Below are 25,626 nucleotides of genomic sequence, written 5' to 3'. Positions count from 1 at the left end.
GGGAGTATGCCGACGCAGTTCGGCCCAAGCTTTGTCCTGTATTCGCGCAGCTGGTGCCACCTGTGCGAGGACATGCTGGCGGCGCTGCGCGCGCTCGAGCCGCCCGGGCAGCCGTTCGACGTCGCCGTGCTGGACGTCGACGCCGACCCGGCTCTGGTGGCACGGTTCGACGAGCTGGTGCCGGTGCTGTACGGCGACCCGGCCCAGCCCGAGCTATGCCATTACTTCCTGGACGAGGCGGCGGTGCGGGCCTACCTGGCCGCCTGTGCCGGCGCACAGGTCGCGTCCTGAGCCACCCTCTGGAAACCGGCCTTTCTGGCTCGAAATCCGGTAAAATGCCGGGTCGGAGCGGTGATGTCTAACCTTCCAAGAATTCCAAGGCGCTCGCCTGGGGACCGGCACGGCCCCCGACGCAGCGCTTTTTCGTATTGCGCGGCCCGTTCGTCCTGCAACGCAGTGCGCCATATTTCGTCGTAATCGCCGCCTTTCGCGGCCTTTCTGGTTTTGAGCTTTGTTAATGAACAACATACGTAACTTCTCCATTATCGCCCACATCGACCATGGCAAATCGACCCTGGCCGACCGCATCATCCAGCTGTGCGGCGGCCTGTCGGACCGCGAAATGGACGCGCAAGTGCTCGATTCGATGGATCTGGAACGCGAGCGCGGCATCACCATCAAGGCCCAGACCGCGGCGCTGTCGTACAAGGCGCGCGACGGCCAGGTGTATAACCTGAACCTGATCGATACTCCGGGCCACGTCGACTTCTCGTACGAAGTGAGCCGCTCGCTGTCGGCCTGCGAAGGCGCGCTGCTGGTGGTTGACGCCTCGCAGGGCGTGGAAGCGCAGACGGTCGCCAACTGCTATACCGCGCTCGACCTGGGCGTGGAAGTGGTGCCGATCCTGAACAAGATCGACTTGCCGCACGCCGACCCGGACAACGCCAAGAAAGAAATCGAGGACGTGATCGGCATCGACGCGGCCGACGCCACCGTGTGCTCGGCCAAGACCGGCCTGGGCGTGGAAGACGTGCTGGAAACCCTGATTGCCAAGGTGCCGCCACCGAAGGGCGACCCGGACGCGGCGCTGCAGGCCCTGATCGTCGACTCCTGGTACGACCCGTATGTTGGCGTCGTGATGCTGGTGCGCGTGGTCAACGGCACCCTGCGTCCGAAAGAAAAAATCCTCCTGATGGCCACCGAGTCGGTGAACCTGGTGGAAAACATCGGCGTATTCACTCCGCGCTCGGTGTCGCTGCCGCAATTGACCGCCGGCCAGGTGGGCTTCATCATCGCCGGCATCAAGGAGCTGACCGCCGCCCGCGTGGGCGACACCGTGACCCTGGCCAGCCGTCCGGCCCCAGAGCCGCTGCCAGGCTTCAAGGAAGTGCAGCCGCAGGTGTTCGCCGGCCTGTTCCCGGTGGAAGCGAACCAGTACGACGCGCTGCGCGACTCGCTGGAAAAGCTGAAGCTGAACGACGCCGCCCTGATGTACGAACCGGAAGTCTCGCAGGCGCTGGGCTTCGGCTTCCGCTGCGGCTTCCTGGGCCTGCTGCACATGGAAATCGTGCAAGAGCGCCTGGAGCGCGAATTCGACATGGACCTGATCACGACGGCGCCGACCGTGGTGTACGAGGTCGAGATGCGCGACGGCAGCATGATCCGCGTCGACAATCCATCCAAGATGCCGGAACCGTCGAAGATCAACGAAGTGCGCGAGCCGATCGTCGACGTCAACCTGTACATGCCGCAAGAGTACGTGGGTGCGGTGATGACCCTGTGTAACGGCAAGCGCGGCATCCAGATGGACATGGCCTATCATGGCCGCCAGGTGAAGCTGCACTACGAGATCCCGATGGCCGAGATCGTGCTGGACTTCTTCGATCGCCTCAAGTCGACCTCGCGTGGCTACGCCTCGATGGACTACGAGTTCAAGGAGAATCGCGCGGCCGACGTGGTCAAGGTCGACATGCTGATCAACAGCGAAAAAGTCGACGCCCTGGCCATCATCGTGCACCGCGCCAACGCGCCTTACCGCGGACGCCAGGTGGCGGCCAAGATGCGCGAACTGATCCCGCGCCAGATGTTCGACGTGGCGATCCAGGCCGCCATCGGCGCCACCATCATCTCGCGCGAAAACGTCAAGGCGCTGCGCAAGAACGTCCTGGCCAAGTGCTATGGCGGCGACATCTCGCGTAAGAAAAAGCTGCTGGAGAAACAAAAGGCCGGCAAGAAGCGCATGAAGCAGGTTGGCTCGGTGGAGATTCCACAAGAGGCCTTCCTGGCTATTCTCCAGGTGGAAGATAAATAATGAACCTGCAACCCATCCTGGGCAATTTTGCCCTGATCCTGTTCGTCTTGATGGTGATCACGGGCATCATCTGGTGCCTGGACACATTCTATTTGGCGAAACAACGGCGCCGCGCCGCCGATGCTGCCCTGCGCGAGTACGATACGCGCAATGCCAAGCTGGTCGCGGATGGGATCAAGGTCGACCACAACGGCAACCGCGCGGCGATCGAGCAGGCCCACCTGCGCCAGCCGACCTGGATCGAGTATTCCGGCAGCTTCTTCCCGGTGATCGCGCTGGTGTTCATCTTGCGCTCGTTCTTGTGGGAGCCGTTCAAGATCCCGTCGTCGTCGATGGTGCCGACCCTGCTGGTGGGCGACTTCATCCTGGTGAACAAGTACACCTATGGCATCCGCCTGCCGATCGTTAATAAAAAAATCATCCAGATCAATAATCCCCAGCGCGGCGACGTGATGGTGTTCAAGTATCCAAAAGATATGAACCAGGATTACATCAAGCGCGTCATTGGCGTGCCGGGTGATAAAATCACGTACGAGGACAAGCGCCTGACGGTCAACGGCAAGCCGGTCGAGTACACGGCGCTGGACGACTACCTGGACGATCAGCATCCGATCTACCACAAGCAGTTCGTCGAAAAACTGCCGAGCCCGGGCGGCTTGACCCAGCACCGCATCCTGAACACGGCCGACAAGCGCAATATCGACCTGGGCAGCGTGGACAATTTCCCGCTGCGCGAAAACTGTGAATACACCTACGACAAGTTCACCTGCGTGGTGCCGGAAGGGCAGTATTTCATGATGGGCGATAATCGCGACAATAGCGCGGACAGCCGTTACTGGGGTTTCGTGCCTGATCGCAATATCGTCGGCAAGGCCTTCGTGGTCTGGATGAACTTCAGCAATCCGAAACGTGTCGGCGGTATCCAATAACAAGGGGCGCGCATGGATCGCAGGAAGCTGTTGAACAAGCAAGGCGGACTCTCCCTGTCCGGCCTGATCGGGGCGCTGGCCATCATCGGCGTGGCCGGCATCTTCGCCATGCGCATGGTCCCGGCCTATATCGAGTACAGCGCGATCAAGTCCGGGATCGCCCAGGTCAAGAGCAACGGCGGCAGCATCCGCGAGATGCAGCAAGCCTTCAACCGTCATACCAGCATCAACGACGTCGAGGCCGTACGCGGCCAGGACCTGGTCTTCACCCGCGACGGCGAAGAAACGCAGATCAGCTTTGCCTACGAAAAACGGTTGCCGCTGATGGGTAACGTCAGCCTGCTGATCGACTTCGCCGGCACCACCGACCCCAGCGGCGTGGTGGCCGAGGCCGATAGCGCCGCCCCTTAAGCCTTTATAGAAACACCGTGGCCCGTCCGGCCACGCACACGACATCAACAATGAATCTTCAGTTATTGCAAACGCGCTTGGGGTATACGTTCCGGGAAGTCGGGCTGCTGCAGCAAGCCCTGACCCACCGCAGCCATAGCAGTCTGCATAACGAGCGCCTGGAATTCCTGGGCGATTCGGTCCTCAACTGCGTCGTCGCTTCGGTGCTGTACGAACGCTTCGGCACGCTCGACGAGGGCGACCTGTCGCGCCTGCGCGCCAACCTGGTCAAGCAGCAGGCGCTGTTCGAGATCGCCCAAAAGCTCGACCTGTCGCAATTCTTGCGCCTGGGCGAGGGCGAACTCAAGTCCGGGGGCTTTCGCCGCCCCTCGATCCTGGCCGACACCCTGGAAGCGCTGCTCGGCGCGATCTTCCTCGACGGCGGCTTCGATAGCGCCCGTAACACGATCCGCGCCTTTTATATCCCGCTGCTGGAGACGGTCGACCCGGCCACGCTCGGCAAGGACGCCAAGACCCTGCTGCAGGAATTCCTGCAGGCCAAGCGCATCGCGCTGCCGACTTATAATGTGGTGGCCACCCACGGCGCCGCCCACAGCCAGGAATTCGAAGTCGAATGCCTGGTGCCCAAGCTGAGCGTGCAGGTGTTCGGCCGCGGCGGAAGCCGCCGTGCGGCCGAGCAGGCCGCCGCCAGCCTGGCGCTCGAGGCGGCCCAGAAGGCGCTGGCCAAGACGCCGGGCGCGCGCAAGCCACGGCAGCGCTCGCCCCAGCTGAAGCTGGCGGGCATCGGTACCAATCAGGGCGACACCACATCGGACGCCCAAGCAGCACAACCAGGAACAGAAAAAGCATGAACGCCACTCCCGACAATTTCCGTTGCGGCTATATTGCCATCGTCGGCCGCCCGAACGTCGGCAAGTCGACCCTGATGAACGTCCTGATCGGCGCCAAGGTGTCGATCACGTCGCGTAAGGCCCAGACCACGCGCCACCGCATCACCGGCATCCAGACCCGCGACGACGCGCAATACATCTACGTCGACACCCCGGGCTTCCAGACCCGCCACGCCAACGCGCTGAACAAGACGCTCAACAAGACCGTCTCGAACACGCTGACGTCGTCGGACGCGATCCTGTTCCTGGTCGAAGCCGGCACCTTCGGCCCGGCCGACCAGCAGGTGCTCGACATGCTGCCAAAGAATGTCCCGGTGATCCTGGTCATCAATAAATCGGACCGCGTGAAGGACAAGGCGGTGCTGATGCCGTTCGCGCAAAAGATTTCGGCCCTGTTCAATTTCGCCGCCATCGTGCCGGTCTCGGCCAAGCTGCGCTTTCAGGTCGACGCGCTGGAAGCCGAGATCAAGCGCCATCTGCCGGAAAATCCGCCGGTGTTCGGACCGGACGACATCACCGACCGCAGCGAGAAATTCCTGGCGGCCGAGATCGTGCGTGAAAAAGTGTTCCGCCTGCTGGGCGACGAACTGCCGTACACCAGCACCGTGGTGATCGAACAGTTCGAACAGGAAGGCAATCTGCGCCGCATCTTCGCCGCCATCCTGGTCGAGCGCAGCACCCATAAATCGATGATCATCGGTGACAAGGGTGCACGCCTGAAAGAAATTTCGACGCAATCGCGCCTCGACATGGAAAAGTTGTTCGGCGGCCCGATCTATCTGGAAATCTGGGTCAAGGTCAAATCCGGCTGGGCCGACAACGAAGCGGGCCTGCGCGCTTACGGTTACGAGTAAGGGCGAGGGACGCTAGCCGCGCGCATGTCCAGCCACGACCAATTTATCGACGACGCGCCGGAGCAGGGCGCGCCCGCCGCGGGCAAGCGTCCGCGCGCGCCGGCGCGTGGATCTGTAAAAGACGGCCGCATCGTCGGCCAGCCCGGCTTCGTGCTGCACAGCTATCCCTACAAGGAAACCAGCCTCATCATCGACATGTTCACCCGCGACCATGGCCGGGTGGGGGTGGTGGCGAAGGGCGCCAAGCGCCCGTTCTCCAAGCTGCGCGGCGTGCTGCAGACTTTCCAGCCGCTCTCGGTGTCGTGGAGCGGCAAGTCCGAGCTACGCACGCTGATCGATGCCGAGTGGGTCGGCGGCATGCTGCCGCTGGAACGCACCGCGCTGCTGTGCGGCTTTTATCTGAACGAACTGCTCGTCAAATTGCTGGCGCGCGACGACCGCCATCCGGCCCTGTTCGACCATTACGTCTCGACCCTGAACCAGCTCGCCCATGGCGAACCGGCGCAAATCGTCTTGCGAAAATTCGAAAGAGCCTTACTTAGGGAAACAGGCGTCGCAGCCGATCTCGGCCGCTGCACGAGCAGCCGCGGCCCGGTCGCGCCGGATCGCGATTACGTGGTCGATCCGGAGCGCGGCGCGCGCGCGGCGGGCGCCGGCGAAGTCTGGCCCGTTGTATTGGGCAAGACCCTGCTGGACATGGAGCGCGAGGACTATACTGATCCGGCGACCCAGGCGCAGAGCAAGCAATTGATGCGCTTCCTGCTGGCGCACCACCTGGGCGGACAGCCGCTCAATACGCGCCAGATTTTGATCGATTTGATGCAATTGTAAGAATAATATTATGAGCTTCCTGCAACCCGCCGGCCAGGTGATCGACCTGGGCGTGAACATCGACCACATCGCCACCGTGCGCAATGCGCGTGGCACGACGTATCCGGACCCGCTGCGCGCCGCGCTGCTGGCCGAGCAGGCGGGCGCCGACCTGATCACGCTGCACCTGCGCGAAGACCGCCGCCACATCAAGGACGCCGACGTGCTGGCCCTGCGTCCGCTGCTGGCCACGCGCATGAACCTGGAAGCGGCCGTGACCCGCGAGATGATCGACTTCGCCTGCCAGGTGAAGCCGCAGGACGTATGCCTGGTGCCGGAGCGGCGCGAGGAAGTCACGACCGAGGGCGGCCTGGACGTGGTGCGCTACTACAACGAGGTCGAGGCGGCGGTGAAGCAGCTGAAGGAAGAGGGCATCCGCGTCTCGCTGTTCATCGATGCCGATGCGCGCCAGATCGAAGCGGCGGCCGCCGTCGGCGCCACCGTGATCGAGCTGCACACGGGCCGCTATGCCGAGGCCGAAGGCAATGAAGTCGCGCACGAGCTCGAACGCATCAAGCTGGGTGTGCACGAAGGCGCGAAGCGCGGCCTGCGCGTGAATGCCGGCCATGGCCTGCACTACACGAACGTGCAGCCGATCGCGGCGATTCCCGACCTGCACGAGCTGAACATCGGCCACGCCATCGTGGCGCATGCGCTGTTCGCCGGCTGGGAAAACGCGGTGCGCGAGATGAAGGCGATCATGGTCGCGGCGCGCCTGGGCGTGTCTTACGCCCCGAAAGCCGGAGCCTGAGATGATCTACGGCATCGGCACCGACATCGTCCAGATCTCGCGTGTCGAGGCTGCCCTCGCGCGCAGCGGCCCGCGCTTCGCCGAGAAAATCCTCGGCCCGCAAGAGCTGGAAAAATACCATGCCCGCAGCGCCAAGAACGCGGTGCGCGGCCTGCGCTTTCTGGCCACCCGCTTTTCGGCCAAGGAAGCGTTCTCGAAAGCCATCGGTATGGGCATGCGCATGCCCATGACCTGGCGTTCCGCCCAGATGCTGAATGACCCGAGCGGCAAGCCGGTCATCGTCTGCAGCGGCGCCCTTGGCGACTTCATGCGCGAGCACCGGCTCAGCGCCCAGGTGACGATCAGCGACGAGGCCGACTACGGCGTCGCCTTCGTGATCGTGACCCAGGCGCCGTTGGCATCACCATCATTGGCAGAGTAATGTCCGAAGCAAAACCCGCAGCAACCGGCACTCCATCCGTCGACGTCACTCCCGAACTGGCCGCACGGCTCGGCCGCGAGCGCCTGTCGGACGCGCGCGAGGAAATGCGCGCCGAAGCCAACCGCGAATTGAGCCCGAAGTTGGAGGCCGACGTGCGCGCGCAGGTGCTGGCCGTCGTCAACCGCCTGCCGGGGCTGCCCGGCGTCTACCGCTACTTCGATGCGGCCGACAATGTGCTGTATGTCGGCAAGGCGCGCAACCTCAAGAACCGCGTCTCGAGCTACTTCCAGAAAAACCTGTCGAGCCCGCGCATCGCGATGATGGTGTCGCAGATTGCGCGCCTGGAAACAACGGTCGTCAGCAGCGAGGCCGAAGCGCTGATCCTGGAAAACAACCTGATCAAGACGCTCAAGCCGCGCTACAACATCCTGTTCCGCGACGATAAGTCTTACCCCTACATCAAGATCACGGGCGGCGAGGCCCCGCGCATGGCGTATTACCGCGGCGCGCTGGACAAGAAGAACCAGTACTTCGGTCCTTTCCCCAGCGCCTGGGCGGCCAAGGAATCGATCCAGCTGCTGCAGCGCGTCTTCCGGCTGCGCACCTGCGAGGACAGCGTCTATGCGAACCGCACGCGGCCGTGTTTGCTGCATCAGATCGGCCGCTGTAGCGCGCCCTGCGTGAAGTTGATCGCGCCGGATGAGTACAAGCTCGACGTCGAGAACGCGGCGCGTTTCCTGCGCGGACGCCAGAGCGAGGTGATGGCCGACCTCGAGCAGAAGATGCTGGATTACGCGATGGAGCTCAAGTTCGAGCAGGCCGCCTCGGTGCGCAACCAGATCCAGGCGCTGTCGAAGGTGCTGCACGCACAAAGCATGGAGACGACCGGCGACGCCGACGTCGACGTCATCGCCGTGGTGGTGCAGGGCGGGCGTGCCTGCGTCAACCTGGCCATGGTGCGTGGCGGCCGTCACTTGGGCGACCGCGCCTACTTCCCGAGCCATGTCGGTGAATCGCTGGGGGAATGCCCGATCGAAGTGGAGGTGCTGTGCGCCTTCCTGGCCCAGCACTATGCCGGCCAGTTCATCCCGGGCACGCTCATCATGAACGTCGAGTTCGACCAGCCCGAGCTGATCATGGCCCTGCAGGAGCAATGCGGCCACCGCATCAGCCTGGTGCTGCAGCCGGGCGGCCAGCGCCGCCAGTGGCTCGAGATGGCCTGCAAGGGCGGCGAGATCGCGCTGGCGCGCCTGCTGTCCGAGCAGGGTTCGCAGCAGGCGCGCACGCGCGCGCTGGCCGACACCTTGCAGCTCGATAGCGAAGACCTGGACGCGCTGCGTATCGAATGCTTCGACATCAGCCACACGGCGGGCGAGGCGACGCAGGCCTCGTGCGTGGTGTTCCACCACCACCAGATGCAGAACGGAGAATATCGCCGCTTCAACATCAACGGCATCACGCCGGGCGACGATTACGCCGCCATGCGCCAGGTCTTGACGCGCCGCTATGAAAAAGTGGCGGGCGGGGAGGGCGTGATGCCCGACATCGTGCTGGTCGACGGCGGCAAGGGACAAGTGGAGATGGCGCGCCAGGTATTTACGGAGCTGGGGCTGGATATCTCGATGATCGTCGGCGTGGCGAAGGGGGAAGGGCGGCGCGTGGGCCTGGAGACCTTGATCTTCGCCGATGGCAGGCCGGCGCAGGAGCTGGGCAAGGAATCGGCGGCGCTGATGCTGGTGGCCCTGATCCGCGACGAGGCGCACCGTTTCGCCATCACCGGCATGCGCGCCAAGCGCGCCAAGGCGCGCCAGGCGTCGCGCCTGGAAGAGATCGAAGGCATCGGCGCCAAACGTCGTCAGCGCCTGCTGGCGCGCTTTGGCGGCCTGCGTGGGGTGGTCGATGCCAGTGTCGAAGACTTGATGACGGTCGAGGGGATCTCGAGCGCGTTGGCGGAAGAGATTTACCGGCAGTTGCATTGAATGACCTCGTCCACCCTACGTTCAATCGACGGTAGGGTGGACCGGGGCGCGCAGCCGGCTGGCCGTCCACGCGTCCAACCATCACGCGCACCACCCGTTCCGCATCAATATTTCCATGCGGTCAACCCGAAGCAACTGCCAACCGTTGAGCCAACAAGCTCCGCGCAGTCGCATACAGATGAGTCAACTGGCCCAAACCAGCATACCCATGTAGACTAACGGCCAAGCATTTTTCCACGGTAATCAGCTCTCTCATGCCCTTCAATATACCGATTCTCCTGACCTGGTTACGCGTCGCGCTCATTCCCCTCGTTGTCGGATTGTTCTATCTTCCCACTGACTGGATGACGCTCCCTGAGCGCAATCTGGCGGCTACCGTCGTCTTCATCGTCGCCGCCATCACCGACTGGTTCGACGGTTTCCTGGCCCGCCGCTGGAACGAAACCTCGGCCTTCGGCGCCTTCCTCGACCCGGTCGCGGACAAGCTGATGGTGGCCGGCGCGCTGCTGGTGCTGCTCCAGCTGGATCGGGTGGACGCGATCATCGCCGGCATCATCATCGGCCGCGAGATCACCATCTCGGCACTGCGCGAATGGATGGCCCAGATCGGCGCCACGCGCTCGGTGGCGGTCAGCTCGCTCGGCAAGATCAAGACCGCGGCCCAGATGACGGCGATCCCGATGCTGCTGTTCCACGACCGCCTGTTCGGCATCGACATCCACTTCTGGGGCGAGTACCTGCTGTGGGTGGCGGGCGTGCTGACGGTGTGGTCGATGTTCTATTATTTGCGCCGCGCCTGGCCCCTGATCAAGGAGAAGGCGGGGGCGATTTAATTTGTTTCATGGGCATCCTTGACGTACAGAATAGAATCTCTATAATGCCTGCCTGTTGCGACAACAACGCAACAGAATGAAAGACGAAGCGGGAGTAGCTCAGTTGGTAGAGCGCAACCTTGCCAAGGTTGAGGTCGAGAGTTCGAGACTCTTCTCCCGCTCCAAAGATTGCAAAGCTGTAAAGCGATCTTGGAAAAAAGTCAAAGTTCTGTCATAATCGTTGTTCTGTACGCGGGAGTAGCTCAGTTGGTAGAGCGCAACCTTGCCAAGGTTGAGGTCGAGAGTTCGAGACTCTTCTCCCGCTCCAGTTTTCTGAACTGGCGCTGCAGTTGGTAGTAAATTGTAAGGCTCCATGCGGGAGTAGCTCAGTTGGTAGAGCGCAACCTTGCCAAGGTTGAGGTCGAGAGTTCGAGACTCTTCTCCCGCTCCAGGTTTTACAAGTTAAGTGGTAACACTCCTAAGCGGGAGTAGCTCAGTTGGTAGAGCGCAACCTTGCCAAGGTTGAGGTCGAGAGTTCGAGACTCTTCTCCCGCTCCAGAATTCAGGAAGATCCTTTCTTCCCTTGTTGATGTGTTTCATAACCGTTCACATCGATCAAGCGCACTATATCCTCTGGCGAGGTAGCAAAGCGGTTATGCAGCGGCCTGCAAAGCCGTGTAGACGGGTTCGACTCCCGTCCTCGCCTCCAAATAATAAACGGACGGGCCTCATTTGAGGCCCGTTTTGTTTTTATTGGACGTATAAATGCCAAATTAAATTTTGAGAGGTCGTGCCGAAGTCGGTAGTCACCGTTAGCGGCCCTGCAGGCCGTTGAAGATTGGCTCAACTCGGCTTCGTACCCAGTTCGCAGAGGTTTCAGTGGTACTCGAGTCCGTTTTGCCATAGGCTCACACCGTTGAAGTTCAAGCTATACGTTAGTCCTTAACCCCCCACGGAAACATGCGAAATCTGTACGCTGCTACGCTGCTACGCTGCTACGCTGCTATGCGGCACCAGGCGACGCAGATTTAGTGGCATGGGTCTGCCCACCTGACCGGCGACATCGACAGGTATTGTCTGCTGATGATTGCACACGTAATCGACATCAGCGCCTTGATGGACCTTGAGCAGTTCATCAACGCACGGATCCAAGACATGGGCAATGAGACACGCTGGAAAGACAGGGTCGCGAATTCAGGACTGTTTGAGGTGCATTTCTCTGGCGGATTGAGTGGCGGCCCTGCTCAATAGCCATGACCGGATCGATCTGCTGTTTGCTAACGTGATCTCGCGTCGTAGAATGGACCGGGACGCGCAGTCGGCTTCGCCGTCCACGGGTTCAGCTCACGGATGCGATGTGGCAGTGCAGTCCTGGATTGAACGCGTGGACGGGAAACCCTTCCACCCTATTGCAGTACTAACTGAACGGCCTTAGGCCGTCCGGCGGCTTGTTTTATGGCGTGCATCACCTGCGCGAGGATCAATTGCACACCTCCAAGCGCAAGTGAAGCGCGCCGACGTTATCCGGTGGAGTCAGGCGTCGGGAGTTGCAGATGTGTCAGGCAGCACCCGGTCACGGCGCCTGACGCCGCAGCGTAATGCGGGTCAGCTCGGCAGGCACGCCAAGCCGGAGTGCGAAGCCCGGCCAGAGTGCCGTGCCGTTATTCAGGTACAGCGTCATGCCATCGACCTCATAGCGGCCCGACACGAAGCCATTGTTGGCCCGCGCCACGACGCGATCGAGCCCGACGATCATGCCGCCGTGCGTATGGCCGGACAACTGTAGCGCGACGCCGCGGCTGGCCGCGAAGCGGGCATTCCTGGGCTGGTGATCGAGCAGGACGACCGGCACGTCAGCCGGTGCGCCGCGTAGCGCCGCATCGAGATCGGGTCCTGGGGCGCCAGTGCCCGGCGCGGTCACATCGTTCACGCCCGCAAGAACCAGCTGCCCGGCGCCGCGCTGGATGATGGCATGGCTATTGTCCAGCGGCGTCATGTTGAGCCCGGCGAAATACGCCATCCATTCGCGGTGGCCGAAAAAGTACTCGTGATTGCCGGGAATGACCCAGACCCCGTCCGGCGCGCGCAGGTCACGCAGTGCGGCCACGTCGGCTTCGCGCTGCGCGATATTGCCATCTATAAGGTCACCGGTGATGACGATCAGGTCAGCGCCCAGCGCATTCGCATCATCGACGACCTTGCGCGTCCATGGCGCGTCGAACAGGCGGCTAATGTGCAGATCGGTCAGGTGCAGCACCGGTAGCCATCGAACTCGCGCGGCAGATTCCTGACTTCGATCTGCACGTCCTCCAGCGGCGGCGACTTGATTGCCTGCATGACACCGAGCGCGGCCAGCAGCATCGCAGCGACGCCGATCGCAGCGCGCAGTCGCGCAGGAATCAGCACACGCCTGCGCCGTACCAGCGCCATGACCAATGCGCCAAGGTCGAGCAGCAACTGGAACACGGCCAGCAGCAAGATTGCGCCGAATGCCCAGTTGAACAGGATCACCAGGAACTTCGGAAATTCCGGCGCAAACACACTGCCTGACGACAGGCGCGACCACAGGTGATATTGGGAGGCCAGCAGCAGCACGACTGCGCTGGCCAGCCTGAGCCGCACGGATACAGGCAGCGGCCATAGCCAGCGTACCAGCACGACCAGACAGGGAAGACTGAACATCAGATGGAACATCAGGCGCGCTCCACCTGCTGCTGGTTGCTGCCAATGCTTTTGGAAATGCCTTGTGGGCGGCGCGCGGCGCCCGCAGATTGAATCAAATAAATACGAATGGTGCCTTGTGCCTGAACTGTCGAACAGACAAGGATAGCCTAGATTGCCTGGAAGCATAGGCAGCGACGCCGTTCGGGCACCGGATCACGCGGCAAATCATCCTGCCCACTGAATCGCCCCCACTTTCGCGGAGACGAGTTGGTGTGAGTCAGGTCCACGCTACAACGGGCTTTTGGTTCCACCACCACTGCCTTGCAAAAGCGCTCGGTTATATACCGCCAGCCGAAGCTGAGGCAAACTACTACAAGCAGTTGAGCCGTCAAGCCAGCCTAGCCTGACTCATGATAACCGCCGTCCGCAAAACCGTGCGATTCCCAACCTGGCAAAGGCATCTATGTCAACTTATAAAGCCACTATTGAGATCGAAGGTAGATATCCCTACCATGGTACGAATGTCAGACGATGAGTACCGGGAATTTATTGAGACTCATGGACTGTTCTGGATCGATCATCATGAAATTTTAAGATCTACCGCAGCCGAGTACGCGCTTGCCACGCGCAAGTCTTAGCTCGACATCCTCATCGCCGCTTTACAGCAATGTCGTCATGGCGTGCGTGAGGACAACCCTTACTAACAAGGCTCTACGCTGAATCGCCCCGGCTTTTCGTGGAGATTAGTTAGTGGAGTCAGGTTCAGATAGTCAGGCCGGAACTGAGAAGAACCAAAGATGCATTCCTTTAAAATCTTCTGCAGCTCGCATTGGACGATCAAACAGCAGCAGTACGCTTGGGTGGCTGAATCAGTGCCTCGGCGGGTATGCCAAGTCCCTTATGTGTTCAGTATCGTGCGATCATGTTCCTCGCCGTAGCTGGCCTTTGTTCCGTGCAAAAGCTATGCTGGGCGAATTGATTGCTGGGTTCAGCAGTCCCAGTATTCAATCGCACCCGGAGCAGTTGGCAGCATGAGTTCAAGCATTCATCTACAGGCCCGTACCACACCAAAGATCCGCCAGGAGATCAAGGATTCTGGCCTGTCTTCCAGAGAAGCCGCCAAGGTCTTCAACATCACACGAGCCACGGCACAGAAGTGGCTCGGTCGTGACGATGTGCAGGATCGTTCCCACCGAGCCCACACGCTGCGCACGACTCTGAGCCAAGCTCAGGAAGCCATTGTCCTTGCNATTCATCCACAGGCCCGTACCACACCAAAGATCCGCCAGGAGATCAAGGATTCTGGCCTGTCTTCCAGAGAAGCCGCCAAGGTCTTCAACATCACACGAGCCACGGCACAGAAGTGGCTCGTTCGTGACGATGTACAGGATCGTCCCCACCGGGCCCACACGCTGCGCACGACTCTGAGCCAAGCTCAGGAAGCCATTGTCCTTGCTCTACGCCAGTCGCTCTATCTGCCGCTCGACGACCTGCTGTTCATCACAAAACAGGACATCAATCCGGCCGTCTCGCGAGCGGGCATTGCACGCCTGCTCAAGCGTGAGGGCATGTCTCGCCTGACAGACTTGATTGCGACTGCCGAGGGCGAGAAGATCACGCCGAAGAAGACCTTCAAGGACTACGAGCCTGGGTTCATCCACATCGACATCAAGTACCTGCCGCAAATGCCGGACGAGACCTCGCGCCGCTATCTGTTCGTCGCCATCGACCGGGCCACACGCTGAGTTTTCATGCATATCCACGGCGACATGACCGAGGCAAGCAGCGTCGATTTTCTGCGTCGGCTCCAGCTGGCTTCCCCCATCAAAATCAGCAAGATTCCTTCCGGAGGTTACTCCCGATGTTTCTCCATCCTCACGTCTCCTTTGCCAATCTCAGTCTCGTTCATCCAGCCAAGATGGCGATACAACTTTGCGGCCCGACTTGACTGTGCTGTTTCCAGCCAGGCGACGGAGTGAGACTTGAAAATTTCGGATTCACACGCATTGATCAGTCCCGTGCCAATGCCGAGTCCCTCGTATTCGGGCAGTACAAAAGCCGCGAATAGACAGGCAGTATCTAAATCCACCATGGAAAAACCAACGATCTCGCTGTCAACGGTCGCCACCCATGCGCACGGCGAGCGCTCGATTTCTGCTGAGATAACTTCGGGCGTTATTCCAAGCTCGACGAGCTCCTCAGCCGTGAGCACGTTTTCACGAACCGATGTTCTGACTTTGAACATGGCTCCTACGTCGGTAGAGAGTGCCGCGCGGATTTGCAAGGTCGCAGTGTTGATGGTCATCAGTAAGATCTAGAAACTTTAGTATGTGCCCGCTAGTGGGGTGGTTGCACTCGTTCTGACTGGCTGCTTTTGACCGAACCCGGCCGCTCGGATCAGCCTAGCAGATTACCAGGCTCAAAATCCATCAGTCACTATGACCGGCAGCTGCCGACCCGAAGCAGACCTTGGTCTGAAACTGGTGGCCGCCTCTTACTACGCGGTCCCGTAGCTCGATTTTCCACTCGTTATTCAGCTGCTCCAGAAAGTCTTTGAGCGGCCAACCGGGTGCCGTCTCGATCAAATGCATAAACGAGGAGGCAACACCATAACAGCCACCAAGGCGGAAAAACTCGCGGTCTGTCACGAAGGCCGGAACCGAACCGAAGCCGACATTTGTCGACGCTCGCACCGTAGACTTGACGATGGGCTATTGGATGCGGCTAGAGAAGATGCGGGAATGGCACCGCTGCCGGTTTTAGAAAATTTCGATGCACTCCTGAATTGAGGCCTTCGCCTCAGCACGGGTGGCGTAACGGCGGTGATGAACAAGTTCATTCTTCAACGTGCCGCAGAAGCTTTCCATCGGAGCGTTACCGTAGCAGTTCCCACGGCGCGACATCGATGCGCGCATGCCAAGTTGCGCCACCAGCTCCTGGTAGGCATGGGCATAATAATGACTCCCTCGATCAGAATGATGAATCAGTCCTTGCGCCGGGCGCTCAATGCTTGCGGCGCGCCATAGCTTTACGTCGCTCGTACGGCTTGACTTGCAGTTGCATATCCGCAGTCTCTGATGGAGGCGCGAGCTGCACCGACAGGGCTGTCCACCGTATCGGTGATCGAACAGGGAGGCGGAAGTCGGCATCGACGCTGCATGATCGCAAGCTGCACCTTGCCTGCGCTTCAGGGCCGCCGCGCCCACTCGTAGATGCCGCCATCCGCTGTCAAAGAAAGGAACAGCTTGTCGCCGACGATCCGGTAGCCACGCACGAATTCGATGTCGCCGGGCAGGCGAGCGCTCATCGCCTGCTGAGGGCACATCGCACGGGTTGTGGCGACCGCGCCGAAGCGCAGGCTGCCGCTGCCGCCCGCAGTGTCGACCGTCTCGAAGCTACCGTTGCCACGGTTGCAGTCGAACTGGAAGGTGGCCTTGCCGTCCGTGCCGAATGCTACCTGGAACTGCTCCGCCGCTTGCGGCTTGATCACGCCCACCTGGTCGCTCGATGACGTGAAAGACACCAGGTTCCAGGCACTCCCGGCCAAGACGGCTTTCTGCGCACCCGCAGTATCGGTCGGACCGCCCGCGCAGGCCGAGAGCAGGGCCGCTGCCAGGCCCATGCCGGCGACGCGCTGCGCAGGCGCCGCTGCACCATCTAGCAATTTTTTGATGCGATTTGCGCTTGTCATCGTTCATTCCTTTCGATTGTGGATCAGGTAGCCCATACGCCGACCAGTTGTACCAGCAGGATCTTCAGCACCGTCATTGACGGAAAAATCATCGCGTAGCCGATATCGGGCCGGTCGGTCCGTGCGATGCGGTTGGCAAAGGCGAGAATGGCAGGATTGCCGGTCGCGCCGGCGACGATGCCTGCCACGCTGTCGAACGGCAGGCGGAACACCAGCAAGGCGATCGCCATCGTCACCGCAACCAGTACCGCGACGATGCCGCTGCCGAGCAGCAGGTATAGCAGCCCGTTGGCGGCAATCGTCGCCGCGAAGGTCGCACCGGACGACAGCCCGACCACGGCCAGGAACAGGGTCAGGCCAAAGTTGCGCAGCACCAGGTTGGCCGAGATCGGCATCGCCCATTGGAACGGGCCGCTCCGGCGGCGCCAGCCGAGCAGCAACGCCACCAGCAGCAGGCCCGCAAAGCCCAGCGACACGTGTCCCAGCAGGGGCAGCGGCCAGTGGATCGCGCCGAAGCCAAGCCCCAGCGTCACGCCGACGCCGATGCCGGTGTAGCTGATGTCGCCCGTGCTGCGCACCGAGTCGCCGAACAGCTGGCGCAGGGCGGGGAAGCTTGCACGCGGCGCCAGCACGCCGATGCGGTCGCCGGCTTCCAGGATGCGCTCGGACGTGAGCGGCAGGTCGGCGTCGCTGCGCCGCAGGTGCAGGATGCGGGCATTGAGCGATTCAGGAAGCGCCAGCGCGGACAGGCGCTGGCCGATCAGCGCCGGGCTCGAGACGAAGAACCGTTCGTAGTCGAGGTCGCTGCGATCGCGCAGCATCCGGCCCGGATGCGCGCGCCCGAAGCGGGTGGCGACATCGTGCAGGCAGGCCTGGTCGATCCCGGTCACCAGCAGCACATCGCCGGCTTCGATGCAGGTGGCATCGTCCGCCACCAGGTTGCGATGGCCGCGACGGATGGCGGCGATCGTGATGCCGTCGGGTAGCCGGCGGGCGGCTTCGCCCAGTGTCATGCCGAGCACGCTGAATTCATCGACGTCGATTTCCTCGACGTGCATGGTCGAGGCGGCGCGCTCCGCGATGACGGGCTTGCGCACTGCGTTGTAGATTCCCAGCATCAGGATCGGCACCGCGACCCCGAGCGGGTAAGCAACCGAGTAGCCGGTGGCGGGCCCGGTGCCGAAGGCTGCCAGCGCCGCCTGCAGCGCGGCGGTACTGGTGCCGGCGCCGGCGAACGCGCCGAGCGCTTCACCGAGCCCCAGCGCAGGCATCCAGTGCACCATCCCGAGCATCAGCGCCAGTGCGCACAGGACTGCCGTCGTGGCGGCGATGTTCGCTTTGGCGCCGTCGGCGCTGCTCAAGCCGCGCCAGAACTGGGCGCCGTAGGCGATGCCGACGCCGTACAGGAACAGCAGCAGGCCCAGGTTGCCCAGCAGGGGCGGCAGCGACAGCGTGGGCACGGCGGCGCCAAGCCCCAGGCCAACGAACAGCACCGCGCCCGAGCCCAAGGCGAAGCCCCTGACATTCACAGCGCCAATCAGGTAGCCGACGGCGATCGTGAGGAACAGGGCAAGCAGGGGCTGGCTAGCGAGAAAGAGGCCGATGTCCGTGAGCATTGTCAAGGCTTTCAATTTGGCTGCATTGCAACTATTGTAATAGGGGCGGCCGAGCACGGGCAAACCAACTTTTAATTTTCGACGGGGGCAAGTATGAAGACTGCGGTATTCAGCGCGCGGCGCTACGACAAGACGATGCTGGCGAACGCCAACCAGGAGGGCCATGAACTGCGATTCATCGAAGACCGCCTGACGCCTGCCACCGCGGTGCTGGCCACCGGCTGCGAAGCGGTCTGCGTGTTTGTCAACGACAGCGTCGATGCCGAAGTGCTGGCCCTCCTGGCGGCGCAGGGTACGCGGCTGGTGGCCACCCGTTCCACCGGGTACAACCACATCGATGCCGCAGCGGCCGAGCAGCATGGCATCGCCGTGGTCAGGGTCACCGACTACTCGCCGCACTCGGTCGCCGAGTTCGCGGTCGGCCTGCTGCTGGCGGTGAACCGCAAGATCGCGCGCGCCAGCGTGCGCACGCGCGAAGGCAACTTCGATCTCGACGGGCTCATGGGTTTCGACCTGCACGGCAAGACCGTGGGCGTGATCGGCACCGGCAAGATCGGCACGATTTTCGCGCGCATCATGAGCGGCTTCGGCTGTACAGTCGTCGGGCACGACAAGTTTCACAATCCCGCCTTCGAGGCGCTGGGCGGACGCTACATCGGCATCGACGAGCTGCTCGAATGCAGCGATGTCGTGTCGCTGCATTGTCCCCTGACCGAGGAGACCCATCACATCGTCAATGCCGATTCACTGGCGCGCGCCAAGCGGGGCAGCATCCTGGTCAATACCAGCCGCGGCGGCCTGGTCGATACCGAGGCAACCATCGGGGCGCTCAAGACCGGGCAGCTGGGCGGGCTGGCGATCGATGTCTACGAGCAGGAAGCGAGCCTGTTCTTCCAGGACCTGTCGTCGACCATCATCACCGACGACGTGATCCAGCGCCTGGTCTCGTTCCCCAACGTGATCGTCACCGGGCACCAGGCGTTCTTCACCGTGGAAGCTATCGGCCAGATCATGCGCACCACGATCGAGAGCATCACCGCGCTCGAACGGGGCGAGCCGCTGCGCGACCGCGTGCCGCGAGCTTGACTGCCGCTTTCGGTCAGCGCTTGGGTTCGAGCTGGCCGATGCGCGCCAGGTAGCGCTGGCTCAGGCAGCGATCGACGCCTGGCTCACGGGCACATGAGTCGCGCGTTTGAATCCACTGGCGCTGGTCGCGCCGGATGTCGTCCGCTCGACGCGGCGGGGCGCCGGCCAGCGCATCGCGGTAGACGAAGGCAAGCCGGGCATCGAGCTCGGCCAGCGCGGGGCTACGGCACACCGTGGTTTCGACCACCCCGCGCGCCTTGCGGCAATCGAAGCTCGGGCCGCTCGCGTGCGGGCCGCCAGGCGGCTGCGCCGGTGCACCGGATTGGCGTATCCGCAAGGTAAAGTTGACGTTCTTGCCGCGCCGTGCGTCGTTGCGCATCAGGTAAACCCGGACCTGGTACCTGCCGCTTTCGCCCAGGTTCGCCTGGAAGCGGCTACCTTCGAGGCTGCCGTTGAAGACCGTGTTCCCGGAAGGAGCAATGACATTATGGTAGAGCGAAGCCGACCCGGGATGCGTCAGCAGGACCGATGTCTTCGCGCCAGCCGCGCCGTCGAACTCGTATACGAGGACCTGATAGCCTGTCACCTTGCCGCTGACGTCCAGCTCCGCCTGGCCGGGGGCAAATCGCAGAGGTGTCGGCGGCGACGGCGCGTCTTGCGGCTGTGCGAGTACGGGCGTGGCGAGAAAACAGGCGACCAGTAGCAGGGCCGGCAACGAGCGGATCAGCGGTGTTCGCATTGTTTGTTCCTTTCCGGAGTGGCAAGCAGGTTGTGCATGGGCGCTTGACCCGGCATGACGGCCCTGACGGTGCGTGCGCGCGATGCCAACACGAACATGGTTACTTGTCCGGACCGTTTGCTGGATTAATTGCGCCAAATAAGCTAATTATGCGCATACGGCGCCAGCCTCCTGGCCGGATGGGCGATGTCATGCGGTCCGGGTCGACGCGCCTGGTGAGCGTGTTCATGGCAGTTTTCCTCTGCAGTCGCCAGCCTTTCCGGCGTGACTTTCCTATGAATATTGGTACACTTGGTTGCAGGATATAGCCTTACTGCAAAGTAGTCCATGCCGTCGGCAGGGCGGTCGGCAGGTGCTGGATGTAACATTCACTTCGGAGAGACATGCGATGAAATACATGCCCTTGATCCTGATCCATGGCGACCAGGGGCGTATTCGCATGCCCAAGGGATTGATCCCGCCCATGCATTCGGGCGGCCACGATGGCTGGTGGACCCTCGACGACCTGATCGTCGGTCATAACGAGGTGCGCGCCAAGTTCCGGCTCAACGGGCTCAACCGGCCGAATGTGGTCATCAACCGGCGCAGCGGGACGATCTCGGTCGACGGGATGATCAAGTTCAACGGGCGCTGCGAGCAGGACAGCGGGCACCGTCGATTCTGATGGTGAGAAAGGAAAAGGTGTTGTCAGTCATGGCTCGAGCTCTTGCAGCGATGCCGATGTCGGTCCGTGCAGCCTGCCTGGCCCTGGCCGCATGTTTGCCGGCGGGCGTCGCGACCGCGCAGGGGGCGAGCGCGTCTTCCGCGGTCGAGCTGGCCAGGCAGGCCGACCGGCTCAAGCCGGGTGAATGGGTGTGGGCGCCTCAGATTGCCCCACGCGGTCCGATGCTCGTGTTCGTCGACCTGTCCAGGCAGACGGCGACCATCTACCGCAACGGCGTACGGATCGGGGTGAGCACTGTCTCGAGCGGCAAGGCAGGCCACGCCACCCCGACCGGCGTATTCACCATCCTGCAAAAGGACGCGAAACATCGCTCGAGCACCTACCATAACGCGCCGATGCCTTATCAGCAACGCCTGACCTGGGACGGCATCGCGCTGCATGCGGGCGGTCTGCCCGGCTACCCGGAGAGCCACGGCTGCGTGCACCTGCCTTACGCGTTCGCGCGTGAGCTGTTCGCTGCCACCGATCACGGCACCACGGTGATCGTCGCCGGCGATGCCCAGCATCCGGTGGCGTCGGCGGCGGGCCAGGTATTGTCGCCGACGCTGTCGGCAAGTGCGGATCCGGCTGACTTCTGGGCGCCCGAACGCTCGCCGGACGGACCGGTGACGATCGTGATGTCGCGCAGCGACCAGAGTCTGCTGGTGTTGCGCAATGGGGTGGAGATCGGCCGCTCGCGCGCAGCCTTGCCCAACGATAACGATAGCACCCATGTACTGACCCTTGCCGTCGACGCCGCCGGCGCACCGGTGTGGGTGTACGCGGCGGTCAGCGGCCATGTCGATGAGGCCGGGAAGGGCGTGGATGAAGCGGTGCGCAACCGCGTCGATATTCCTCCTGAGTTTTACAAGAAGGCGATCGGTGTCCTGTCACCAGGGGCGACCCTGCTGGTGACCCAGGCGCCACTGTCCAGCGGTGCAACCGGCACCCCGCTTACCGTCCTGCGCGACGACGAACCATCATCCAGTAATGACTGATTTCAACTGCATTTTTTCTGGCGCGGCCCGTTGCCTGGCGCTCATCTTGAGCGCGCTTGCCGTTTCCGGATGCAACACCATGGCGCCCAGTACGGCCATGCCGGCCGATGTGCGCACGCAGGGACTTGTGCTCAAACATGATGTCCCATCGAAGCTGCCAGAAGGCAGCAAGCGGCTGGCGGGCAGCCAGCTGATACTGGTGCCGACCGATTCGGCGGTCGGGCTGGTCGTGCCAGTGCCGTTCGTCGCCGACATTGCCACGAACGCGTACCACTCCCATGAGGCGACGACGCTCGCCGCCCGCTACGCCGGTATCGACGTGTTTGATCTGGTACAGCGCGCCATGGGATCGAGTGCGCTAATCCACGATGGGGCTGGCAAGAACACGCTGTTCGCTGTTGCCTATCTGGTCGACTGCGATGATGCGGTGTTCCGTGTCGCGCTCTCCGGTCGCGTTGAAAGTGGCCCCTGGACTGGCCGCTATACCGTGCATTTGCCGACCGCGTTGTCCGAACATGCGCTCGCTGCTGGCGCGCCGGCAACGATCGCCGCCTTGACCAGCGAATTAAGCGACGCGGCAGTGATATTGCGCAGCCTGATCGAACGAGATGCCGCCGATGCGTTCAGGGCCGGCTTGTATCGCGCCGATGTCGGCAGCCTGCATCTCAACTGCGGCAAGGTGGCCGGACTGGTGTCGCCCAAAATGCTGCTGGCGCGTAACGCCGAAGTCCTGGAGGACGGCGCCGGTCACATCGTGGTGCGCGCGGCCGGCGACCTGGGGCAGTCGGGCCCTTCGGGCGGCCTGATGTACGGCGTGCATTACCTGCGCAGGGACCAGGTGCATACCTTCAACCGGAAGCCGTAAATTGTCTGGACCCGCGGCGCCCTGCAGCGCGCGCGTGACAGGAGTGCTTCGCATGCGCGGACGGCGATTCCTGCATCATGCTAGCATGGGATTCACTGTTGCCAGCATCGGGGAGCTGCCATGGAACTGATCGAGCCTGACGAAATGCTGCGATATGGGCAGGTTCTGAGAGCATGGTCTTGCGATCCTGCAGATTTTGAACTGCATGAAGTCGATACGACCGATCCGTGTAGTGACGAGTTGTACCCTATCAAGGGTTATGTCGACATCCTTCGCAATTCGACCGCACAGCGCAGGGAATATCCGACCGGCGACGGCACGGCATGGGTCGAGACGTTTGAACGCGATCTGGCTGCAGGACGATTTGGCCAGGTCCGGCCGGCCTGACGGATGCCGAAGCGCCGATGGTGGCGTCTCCATGAGATGCTTCCCTGACCTCGGCCTGCACATTTGTTTTACTCTCCAGCGATTTCGGACCAGATTCCCAGTCACTCACTGTTCAATGACACACGACGACCTAGCCATCTTCAAACGGAGAACATCATGAGCAAAAATCAGGACGCGAAGAAATCCACCAAAAAGGAAGCTGCCAAGACGCCTAAGGAAAAAAAGGCGGACAAAAAAGTAAAGAAAGCGGAGAAATTGCGCCAGCAATAAGATCCTTGTGGCGAATTATCGCCAGTACAGGCTTGCCTCGACCAGAACCGCGCGTCTCGTCTGGGCTGCAAAAGCGCCGGCACGAGATTCCTCGCTCGCCGGCGGCAGTGGACGATGCCATGGCATCGACACCGTGCCATGACACAGTGCAGGGAGAGTGCAAGGCGCTCAGCCAGGCCATCCATTGCCGAGCATTGCCTGCATCTGCGCCGCGTTCACCGGATGGCTGAACAGGAAGCCCTGGCCCTCGTTGCACTTGTGGTCCTTGAGAAAAGCGAGCTGCGCCACATCCTCGACACCCTCGGCGATGACGCGCTGGTGCAGGTTCTTGCCCATGTCGATAACCGCGCTGACGATCGCGCCGTTGCGTCCCGCCCCCGTTCCCGACTCGATCGCCTTGACGAAGGACTGGTCGATCTTGAGCACGTCGATCGGGAATTCATTCAGGTAACTAAGGCTGGAATATCCGGTGCCGAAGTCGTCGACCGCGATCTGCAGGCCCATTGCCTTGAACTTGCCCAGCAGGAGGGCGCTGGCGGCGACATCGTGCATCAGCACGCTCTCGGTCAGTTCGAGCTGGATCTGGGCCGGGTCCACGCCGGTGGCATCGAAGATTGCGAGCGCGTGAGCGAAAAAATCCCGATGGCGAAATTCCACAGCAGAGATGTTCACCGCGACCGATATGTCCAGGATGCCGATGTCGCGCCAGCGTACCAGTTGCGCGCACGCTTGACTCAATACCCAGCGTCCGATGGGAACGATCAGGCCGCATTCCTCGGCGATCGATACGAAACGCTCCGGCATGACCAGTCCCCATTCGGGATGCTCCCAGCGCAGCAGGGCTTCGACGCCGGTAATGCAATCGGTTTGCAGGTCGATCTTGGGCTGGTAGTACAGCGTGAATTCGCCGCGTTCCAGCGCCTGGCGCAAGCTGGTCTCGATCAGTTGCCGCTCGACGGCGCGGGTGTTCATGTCCTGGCGAAAGAACTGGTAGTTATTGCGACCCAGGTCCTTGGCGTGGTACATGGCGGTGTCGGCGTTCTTGATCAGGGTGGCGGCGTCGGTCCCGTCGAGCGGAAACGTGCTGATGCCGATACTGGTCGAGGTATGCAGTTCGTGAGAGTCGATCACGAATGGCGCCGACAATGCCAGCAGGATCTTGTCGGCCGCCGCCGCCGCATCGCGCGCACGCCGTTCATTTGCCAGCAGGATCACGAACTCGTCGCCGCCGTGGCGGCTGACCGTGTCGGACGTACGAACGCAGGCGACCAGGCGCTGCGATACCGCATGCAGCAGGCGGTCGCCGACCGCGTGTCCCATGGAGTCGTTGACGTGCTTGAATTTGTCCAGGTCGAGAAATAGCAGCGCCGGTGCGGTGTTGTTGCGCCTGGAGATGGCGATGGCCTGGGTGATGCGGTCGTTCAGGAGGGCGCGGTTGGGCAGGTTGGTGAGGAAATCGTGCTGGGCCAGGTGGCGCATCTTGGCCGTCAGTGCCACGGTGTCGGAAATATCCCGGAACACCATCACGGCGCCAACGAGCTGCCGGTCCCAGTCGTGGATGGGGGCGGCCGAGTCTTCGATGGGAACGCGCCGGCCCTGACGTGAAACGAGGATGGCATTGCCGCTCAGGGTCGCGGGCTGGTCGGTGTGCAGGATCTCGTCGGCGGGGCTGATGATCGTGTGTCCGCTGTCCGCATCTACCAGATCGATCACTTCGGCGACGGGCCGTCCGCGTGCATCTTCGCGCGACCAGCCGCAGACCAGTTCGGCCGCAACGTTCAGGTAATCCACGCGCCCGAGCATGTCGACAGAGACCACGGCATCGCCGATCGAGTTCAGCGTGATTTCGGCACGTGCCTGGGCAACGTACAAACCCCGCTCCACCTTCATGCGTTCGATGATGTTGCGCAGCGACTGCGGCACCAGGTAATTGTCGAAGAAACCCTTCGGTAACCAGCCCTGCGCCCCGCGCTGGACCGCTTCGACGGCATGGGCCTCGTTGTCCAGTCCGCATAGTGTGAGGATCGGCGTATGACGTGCCGCTGCGTACAGGCGGTCGAAGCCGGCCAGGCCCTGGCTGTCCGGGAGCTGCAGGTCGACCAGGATCGCATCGATGTGGCCGCCCTGGATGCGGCGCAGTCCGTCTGCCAGGGTGGCGGCGTCTTCAAGGATGAAGGGGCTATCGCGTGCATTGCCCAGCGCCTGGCGCAGGATGCCCACGTCGTGGGCATCGGGGGAGAGGATGAGCACTCGATAAGGCATGGCGTCTCCGGCTGGCATCGGTGGTCACCTCTTTGCGTGTCTTGCAATCTGCCTGGCAAGGGCCAGTGATGAAGCAAATACAGTATGGCAGCCTGCTGCATGATTGTCAAATTGGCA

Annotated in this window: 23 protein-coding genes, 5 tRNA genes and 2 pseudogenes; 22 read left to right on the top strand and 8 right to left on the bottom strand. The window is 62.1% G+C overall.

Annotation, left to right across the window (positions count from 1 at the left end):
• Positions 1-6: 6 nt before the first annotated feature.
• The 16 genes from FVD38_RS07305 to FVD38_RS07230 all read left to right on the top strand — a co-directional run bounded on the left by FVD38_RS07305 (position 7) and on the right by FVD38_RS07230 (position 10,937).
• The gene (locus tag FVD38_RS07305; RefSeq protein ID WP_147934193.1) at positions 7-291 is read left to right on the top strand and encodes a glutaredoxin family protein; all 285 of its coding nucleotides are present in this window, start codon (positions 7-9) and stop codon (positions 289-291) included.
• A gap of 226 nt (positions 292-517) precedes the next feature.
• Positions 518-2,311, top strand: a complete 1,794-nt coding sequence (gene lepA, locus FVD38_RS07300; RefSeq protein WP_147934192.1) for a translation elongation factor 4 — start codon at positions 518-520, stop codon at positions 2,309-2,311.
• Positions 2,311-3,240, top strand: a complete 930-nt coding sequence (gene lepB, locus FVD38_RS07295) for a signal peptidase I (protein ID WP_147934191.1) — start codon at positions 2,311-2,313, stop codon at positions 3,238-3,240. Before lepA ends, lepB begins: the two co-directional genes overlap by 1 nt.
• Before the next feature lie 12 nt (positions 3,241-3,252).
• Complete coding sequence (locus tag FVD38_RS07290; RefSeq protein WP_147934190.1) at positions 3,253-3,651, top strand: DUF4845 domain-containing protein; 399 nt, start codon at positions 3,253-3,255, stop codon at positions 3,649-3,651.
• Positions 3,652-3,728: 77 nt separating this feature from the next.
• The gene (rnc, locus tag FVD38_RS07285) at positions 3,729-4,502 is read left to right on the top strand and encodes a ribonuclease III (protein ID WP_229493483.1); all 774 of its coding nucleotides are present in this window, start codon (positions 3,729-3,731) and stop codon (positions 4,500-4,502) included.
• On the top strand, positions 4,499-5,395 hold the full coding sequence (era, locus tag FVD38_RS07280) for a GTPase Era (RefSeq protein ID WP_147934188.1): 897 nt from the start codon (positions 4,499-4,501) through the stop codon (positions 5,393-5,395). Before rnc ends, era begins: the two co-directional genes overlap by 4 nt.
• 24 nt (positions 5,396-5,419) lie before the next feature.
• Entirely contained in the window at positions 5,420-6,226 is an 807-nt protein-coding gene (gene recO / locus FVD38_RS07275; RefSeq protein WP_147934187.1) for a DNA repair protein RecO, read from the top strand.
• Between the two features lie 10 nt (positions 6,227-6,236).
• Entirely contained in the window at positions 6,237-7,016 is a 780-nt protein-coding gene (gene pdxJ / locus FVD38_RS07270; protein ID WP_147934186.1) for a pyridoxine 5'-phosphate synthase, read from the top strand.
• Position 7,017: 1 nt separating this feature from the next.
• The gene (gene acpS, locus FVD38_RS07265; protein WP_123067615.1) at positions 7,018-7,437 is read left to right on the top strand and encodes a holo-ACP synthase; all 420 of its coding nucleotides are present in this window, start codon (positions 7,018-7,020) and stop codon (positions 7,435-7,437) included.
• Between the two features lie 104 nt (positions 7,438-7,541).
• Positions 7,542-9,416 (top strand): excinuclease ABC subunit UvrC, encoded by a 1,875-nt coding sequence (uvrC, locus tag FVD38_RS07260; RefSeq protein ID WP_147934231.1) that lies wholly within the window; start codon positions 7,542-7,544, stop codon positions 9,414-9,416.
• Between the two features lie 254 nt (positions 9,417-9,670).
• Positions 9,671-10,249, top strand: a complete 579-nt coding sequence (gene pgsA, locus FVD38_RS07255) for a CDP-diacylglycerol--glycerol-3-phosphate 3-phosphatidyltransferase (protein ID WP_147934185.1) — start codon at positions 9,671-9,673, stop codon at positions 10,247-10,249.
• An 88-nt stretch (positions 10,250-10,337) separates the two neighbouring features.
• Positions 10,338-10,413, top strand: a tRNA-Gly gene (locus FVD38_RS07250).
• A 67-nt stretch (positions 10,414-10,480) separates the two neighbouring features.
• Positions 10,481-10,556: transfer RNA gene (locus FVD38_RS07245), tRNA-Gly, on the top strand.
• A 47-nt stretch (positions 10,557-10,603) separates the two neighbouring features.
• Positions 10,604-10,679 (top strand) — tRNA-Gly (locus FVD38_RS07240).
• A 31-nt stretch (positions 10,680-10,710) separates the two neighbouring features.
• Positions 10,711-10,786, top strand: a tRNA-Gly gene (locus tag FVD38_RS07235).
• A 77-nt stretch (positions 10,787-10,863) separates the two neighbouring features.
• A tRNA-Cys gene (locus FVD38_RS07230) sits at positions 10,864-10,937 on the top strand.
• An 864-nt stretch (positions 10,938-11,801) separates the two neighbouring features.
• Here the strand turns inward: FVD38_RS07230 and FVD38_RS26630 are convergent.
• Both FVD38_RS26630 and FVD38_RS26625 read right to left on the bottom strand, forming a co-directional pair.
• A complete protein-coding gene (locus FVD38_RS26630) occupies positions 11,802-12,485 on the bottom strand; it encodes a metallophosphoesterase (RefSeq protein WP_222706896.1) in 684 nt (227 codons plus the stop codon).
• On the bottom strand, positions 12,473-12,922 hold the full coding sequence (locus tag FVD38_RS26625; protein WP_222706895.1) for a hypothetical protein: 450 nt from the start codon (positions 12,920-12,922) through the stop codon (positions 12,473-12,475). The genes FVD38_RS26630 and FVD38_RS26625 overlap by 13 nt, the downstream gene beginning before the upstream one ends.
• Before the next feature lie 1,001 nt (positions 12,923-13,923).
• Here FVD38_RS26625 and FVD38_RS27270 point away from each other — a divergent pair.
• Positions 13,924-14,145, top strand: a pseudogene (locus FVD38_RS27270) (IS481 family transposase); the annotation flags it as partial.
• A 599-nt stretch (positions 14,146-14,744) separates the two neighbouring features.
• Here FVD38_RS27270 and FVD38_RS07215 read toward each other — a convergent pair.
• From FVD38_RS07215 to FVD38_RS07200, 4 genes and pseudogenes are all read right to left on the bottom strand, one after another.
• Positions 14,745-15,197 (bottom strand): GNAT family N-acetyltransferase, encoded by a 453-nt coding sequence (locus FVD38_RS07215; protein ID WP_147934184.1) that lies wholly within the window; start codon positions 15,195-15,197, stop codon positions 14,745-14,747.
• Positions 15,198-15,654: 457 nt separating this feature from the next.
• A pseudogene (locus FVD38_RS07210) lies at positions 15,655-15,918 on the bottom strand (DDE-type integrase/transposase/recombinase); the annotation flags it as partial.
• A gap of 161 nt (positions 15,919-16,079) precedes the next feature.
• On the bottom strand, positions 16,080-16,583 hold the full coding sequence (locus FVD38_RS07205) for an META domain-containing protein (protein WP_147934183.1): 504 nt from the start codon (positions 16,581-16,583) through the stop codon (positions 16,080-16,082).
• Between the two features lie 23 nt (positions 16,584-16,606).
• Positions 16,607-18,199: an aspartate-alanine antiporter-like transporter gene (locus tag FVD38_RS07200; protein WP_147934230.1), complete on the bottom strand. Its 1,593-nt coding sequence runs from the start codon at positions 18,197-18,199 to the stop codon at positions 16,607-16,609.
• A gap of 93 nt (positions 18,200-18,292) precedes the next feature.
• Here FVD38_RS07200 and FVD38_RS07195 point away from each other — a divergent pair, with 93 nt between their 5' ends.
• The gene (locus FVD38_RS07195; RefSeq protein ID WP_147934182.1) at positions 18,293-19,285 is read left to right on the top strand and encodes a 2-hydroxyacid dehydrogenase; all 993 of its coding nucleotides are present in this window, start codon (positions 18,293-18,295) and stop codon (positions 19,283-19,285) included.
• Positions 19,286-19,298: 13 nt separating this feature from the next.
• On the opposite strand, the gene FVD38_RS07190 is transcribed toward FVD38_RS07195, so the two are convergent.
• The gene (locus tag FVD38_RS07190; protein WP_147934181.1) at positions 19,299-20,024 is read right to left on the bottom strand and encodes a lysozyme inhibitor LprI family protein; all 726 of its coding nucleotides are present in this window, start codon (positions 20,022-20,024) and stop codon (positions 19,299-19,301) included.
• Positions 20,025-20,412: 388 nt separating this feature from the next.
• Between FVD38_RS07190 and FVD38_RS07185 the strand changes: the two genes are divergently transcribed.
• The 4 genes from FVD38_RS07185 (at position 20,413) to FVD38_RS07170 (ending at position 22,977) form a co-directional block, all read left to right on the top strand.
• Positions 20,413-20,688, top strand: coding sequence for a hypothetical protein (locus FVD38_RS07185; protein WP_187271501.1), 276 nt, complete (start codon positions 20,413-20,415; stop codon positions 20,686-20,688).
• Complete coding sequence (locus FVD38_RS07180; RefSeq protein WP_229493481.1) at positions 20,688-21,725, top strand: L,D-transpeptidase family protein; 1,038 nt, start codon at positions 20,688-20,690, stop codon at positions 21,723-21,725. The genes FVD38_RS07185 and FVD38_RS07180 overlap by 1 nt, the downstream gene beginning before the upstream one ends.
• Positions 21,718-22,590: a hypothetical protein gene (locus FVD38_RS07175; protein WP_147934180.1), complete on the top strand. Its 873-nt coding sequence runs from the start codon at positions 21,718-21,720 to the stop codon at positions 22,588-22,590. The genes FVD38_RS07180 and FVD38_RS07175 overlap by 8 nt, the downstream gene beginning before the upstream one ends.
• Before the next feature lie 120 nt (positions 22,591-22,710).
• Positions 22,711-22,977 carry a transcriptional regulator gene (locus tag FVD38_RS07170; RefSeq protein ID WP_147934179.1) on the top strand — a complete coding sequence of 89 codons (267 nt, stop codon included), beginning with the start codon at positions 22,711-22,713 and terminating at the stop codon, positions 22,975-22,977.
• Between the two features lie 438 nt (positions 22,978-23,415).
• Here the strand turns inward: FVD38_RS07170 and FVD38_RS07165 are convergent, their stop codons facing one another.
• Positions 23,416-25,509, bottom strand: a complete 2,094-nt coding sequence (locus tag FVD38_RS07165) for a putative bifunctional diguanylate cyclase/phosphodiesterase (RefSeq protein ID WP_147934178.1) — start codon at positions 25,507-25,509, stop codon at positions 23,416-23,418.
• Positions 25,510-25,626: the final 117 nt, after the last annotated feature.

The sequence above is a fragment of the Massilia arenae genome (assembly GCF_008014745.1).
Classification (GTDB): Bacteria; Pseudomonadota; Gammaproteobacteria; order Burkholderiales; family Burkholderiaceae_D; genus Telluria; species Telluria arenae.
This window is presented reverse-complemented; position numbering and strand designations above follow the sequence as displayed.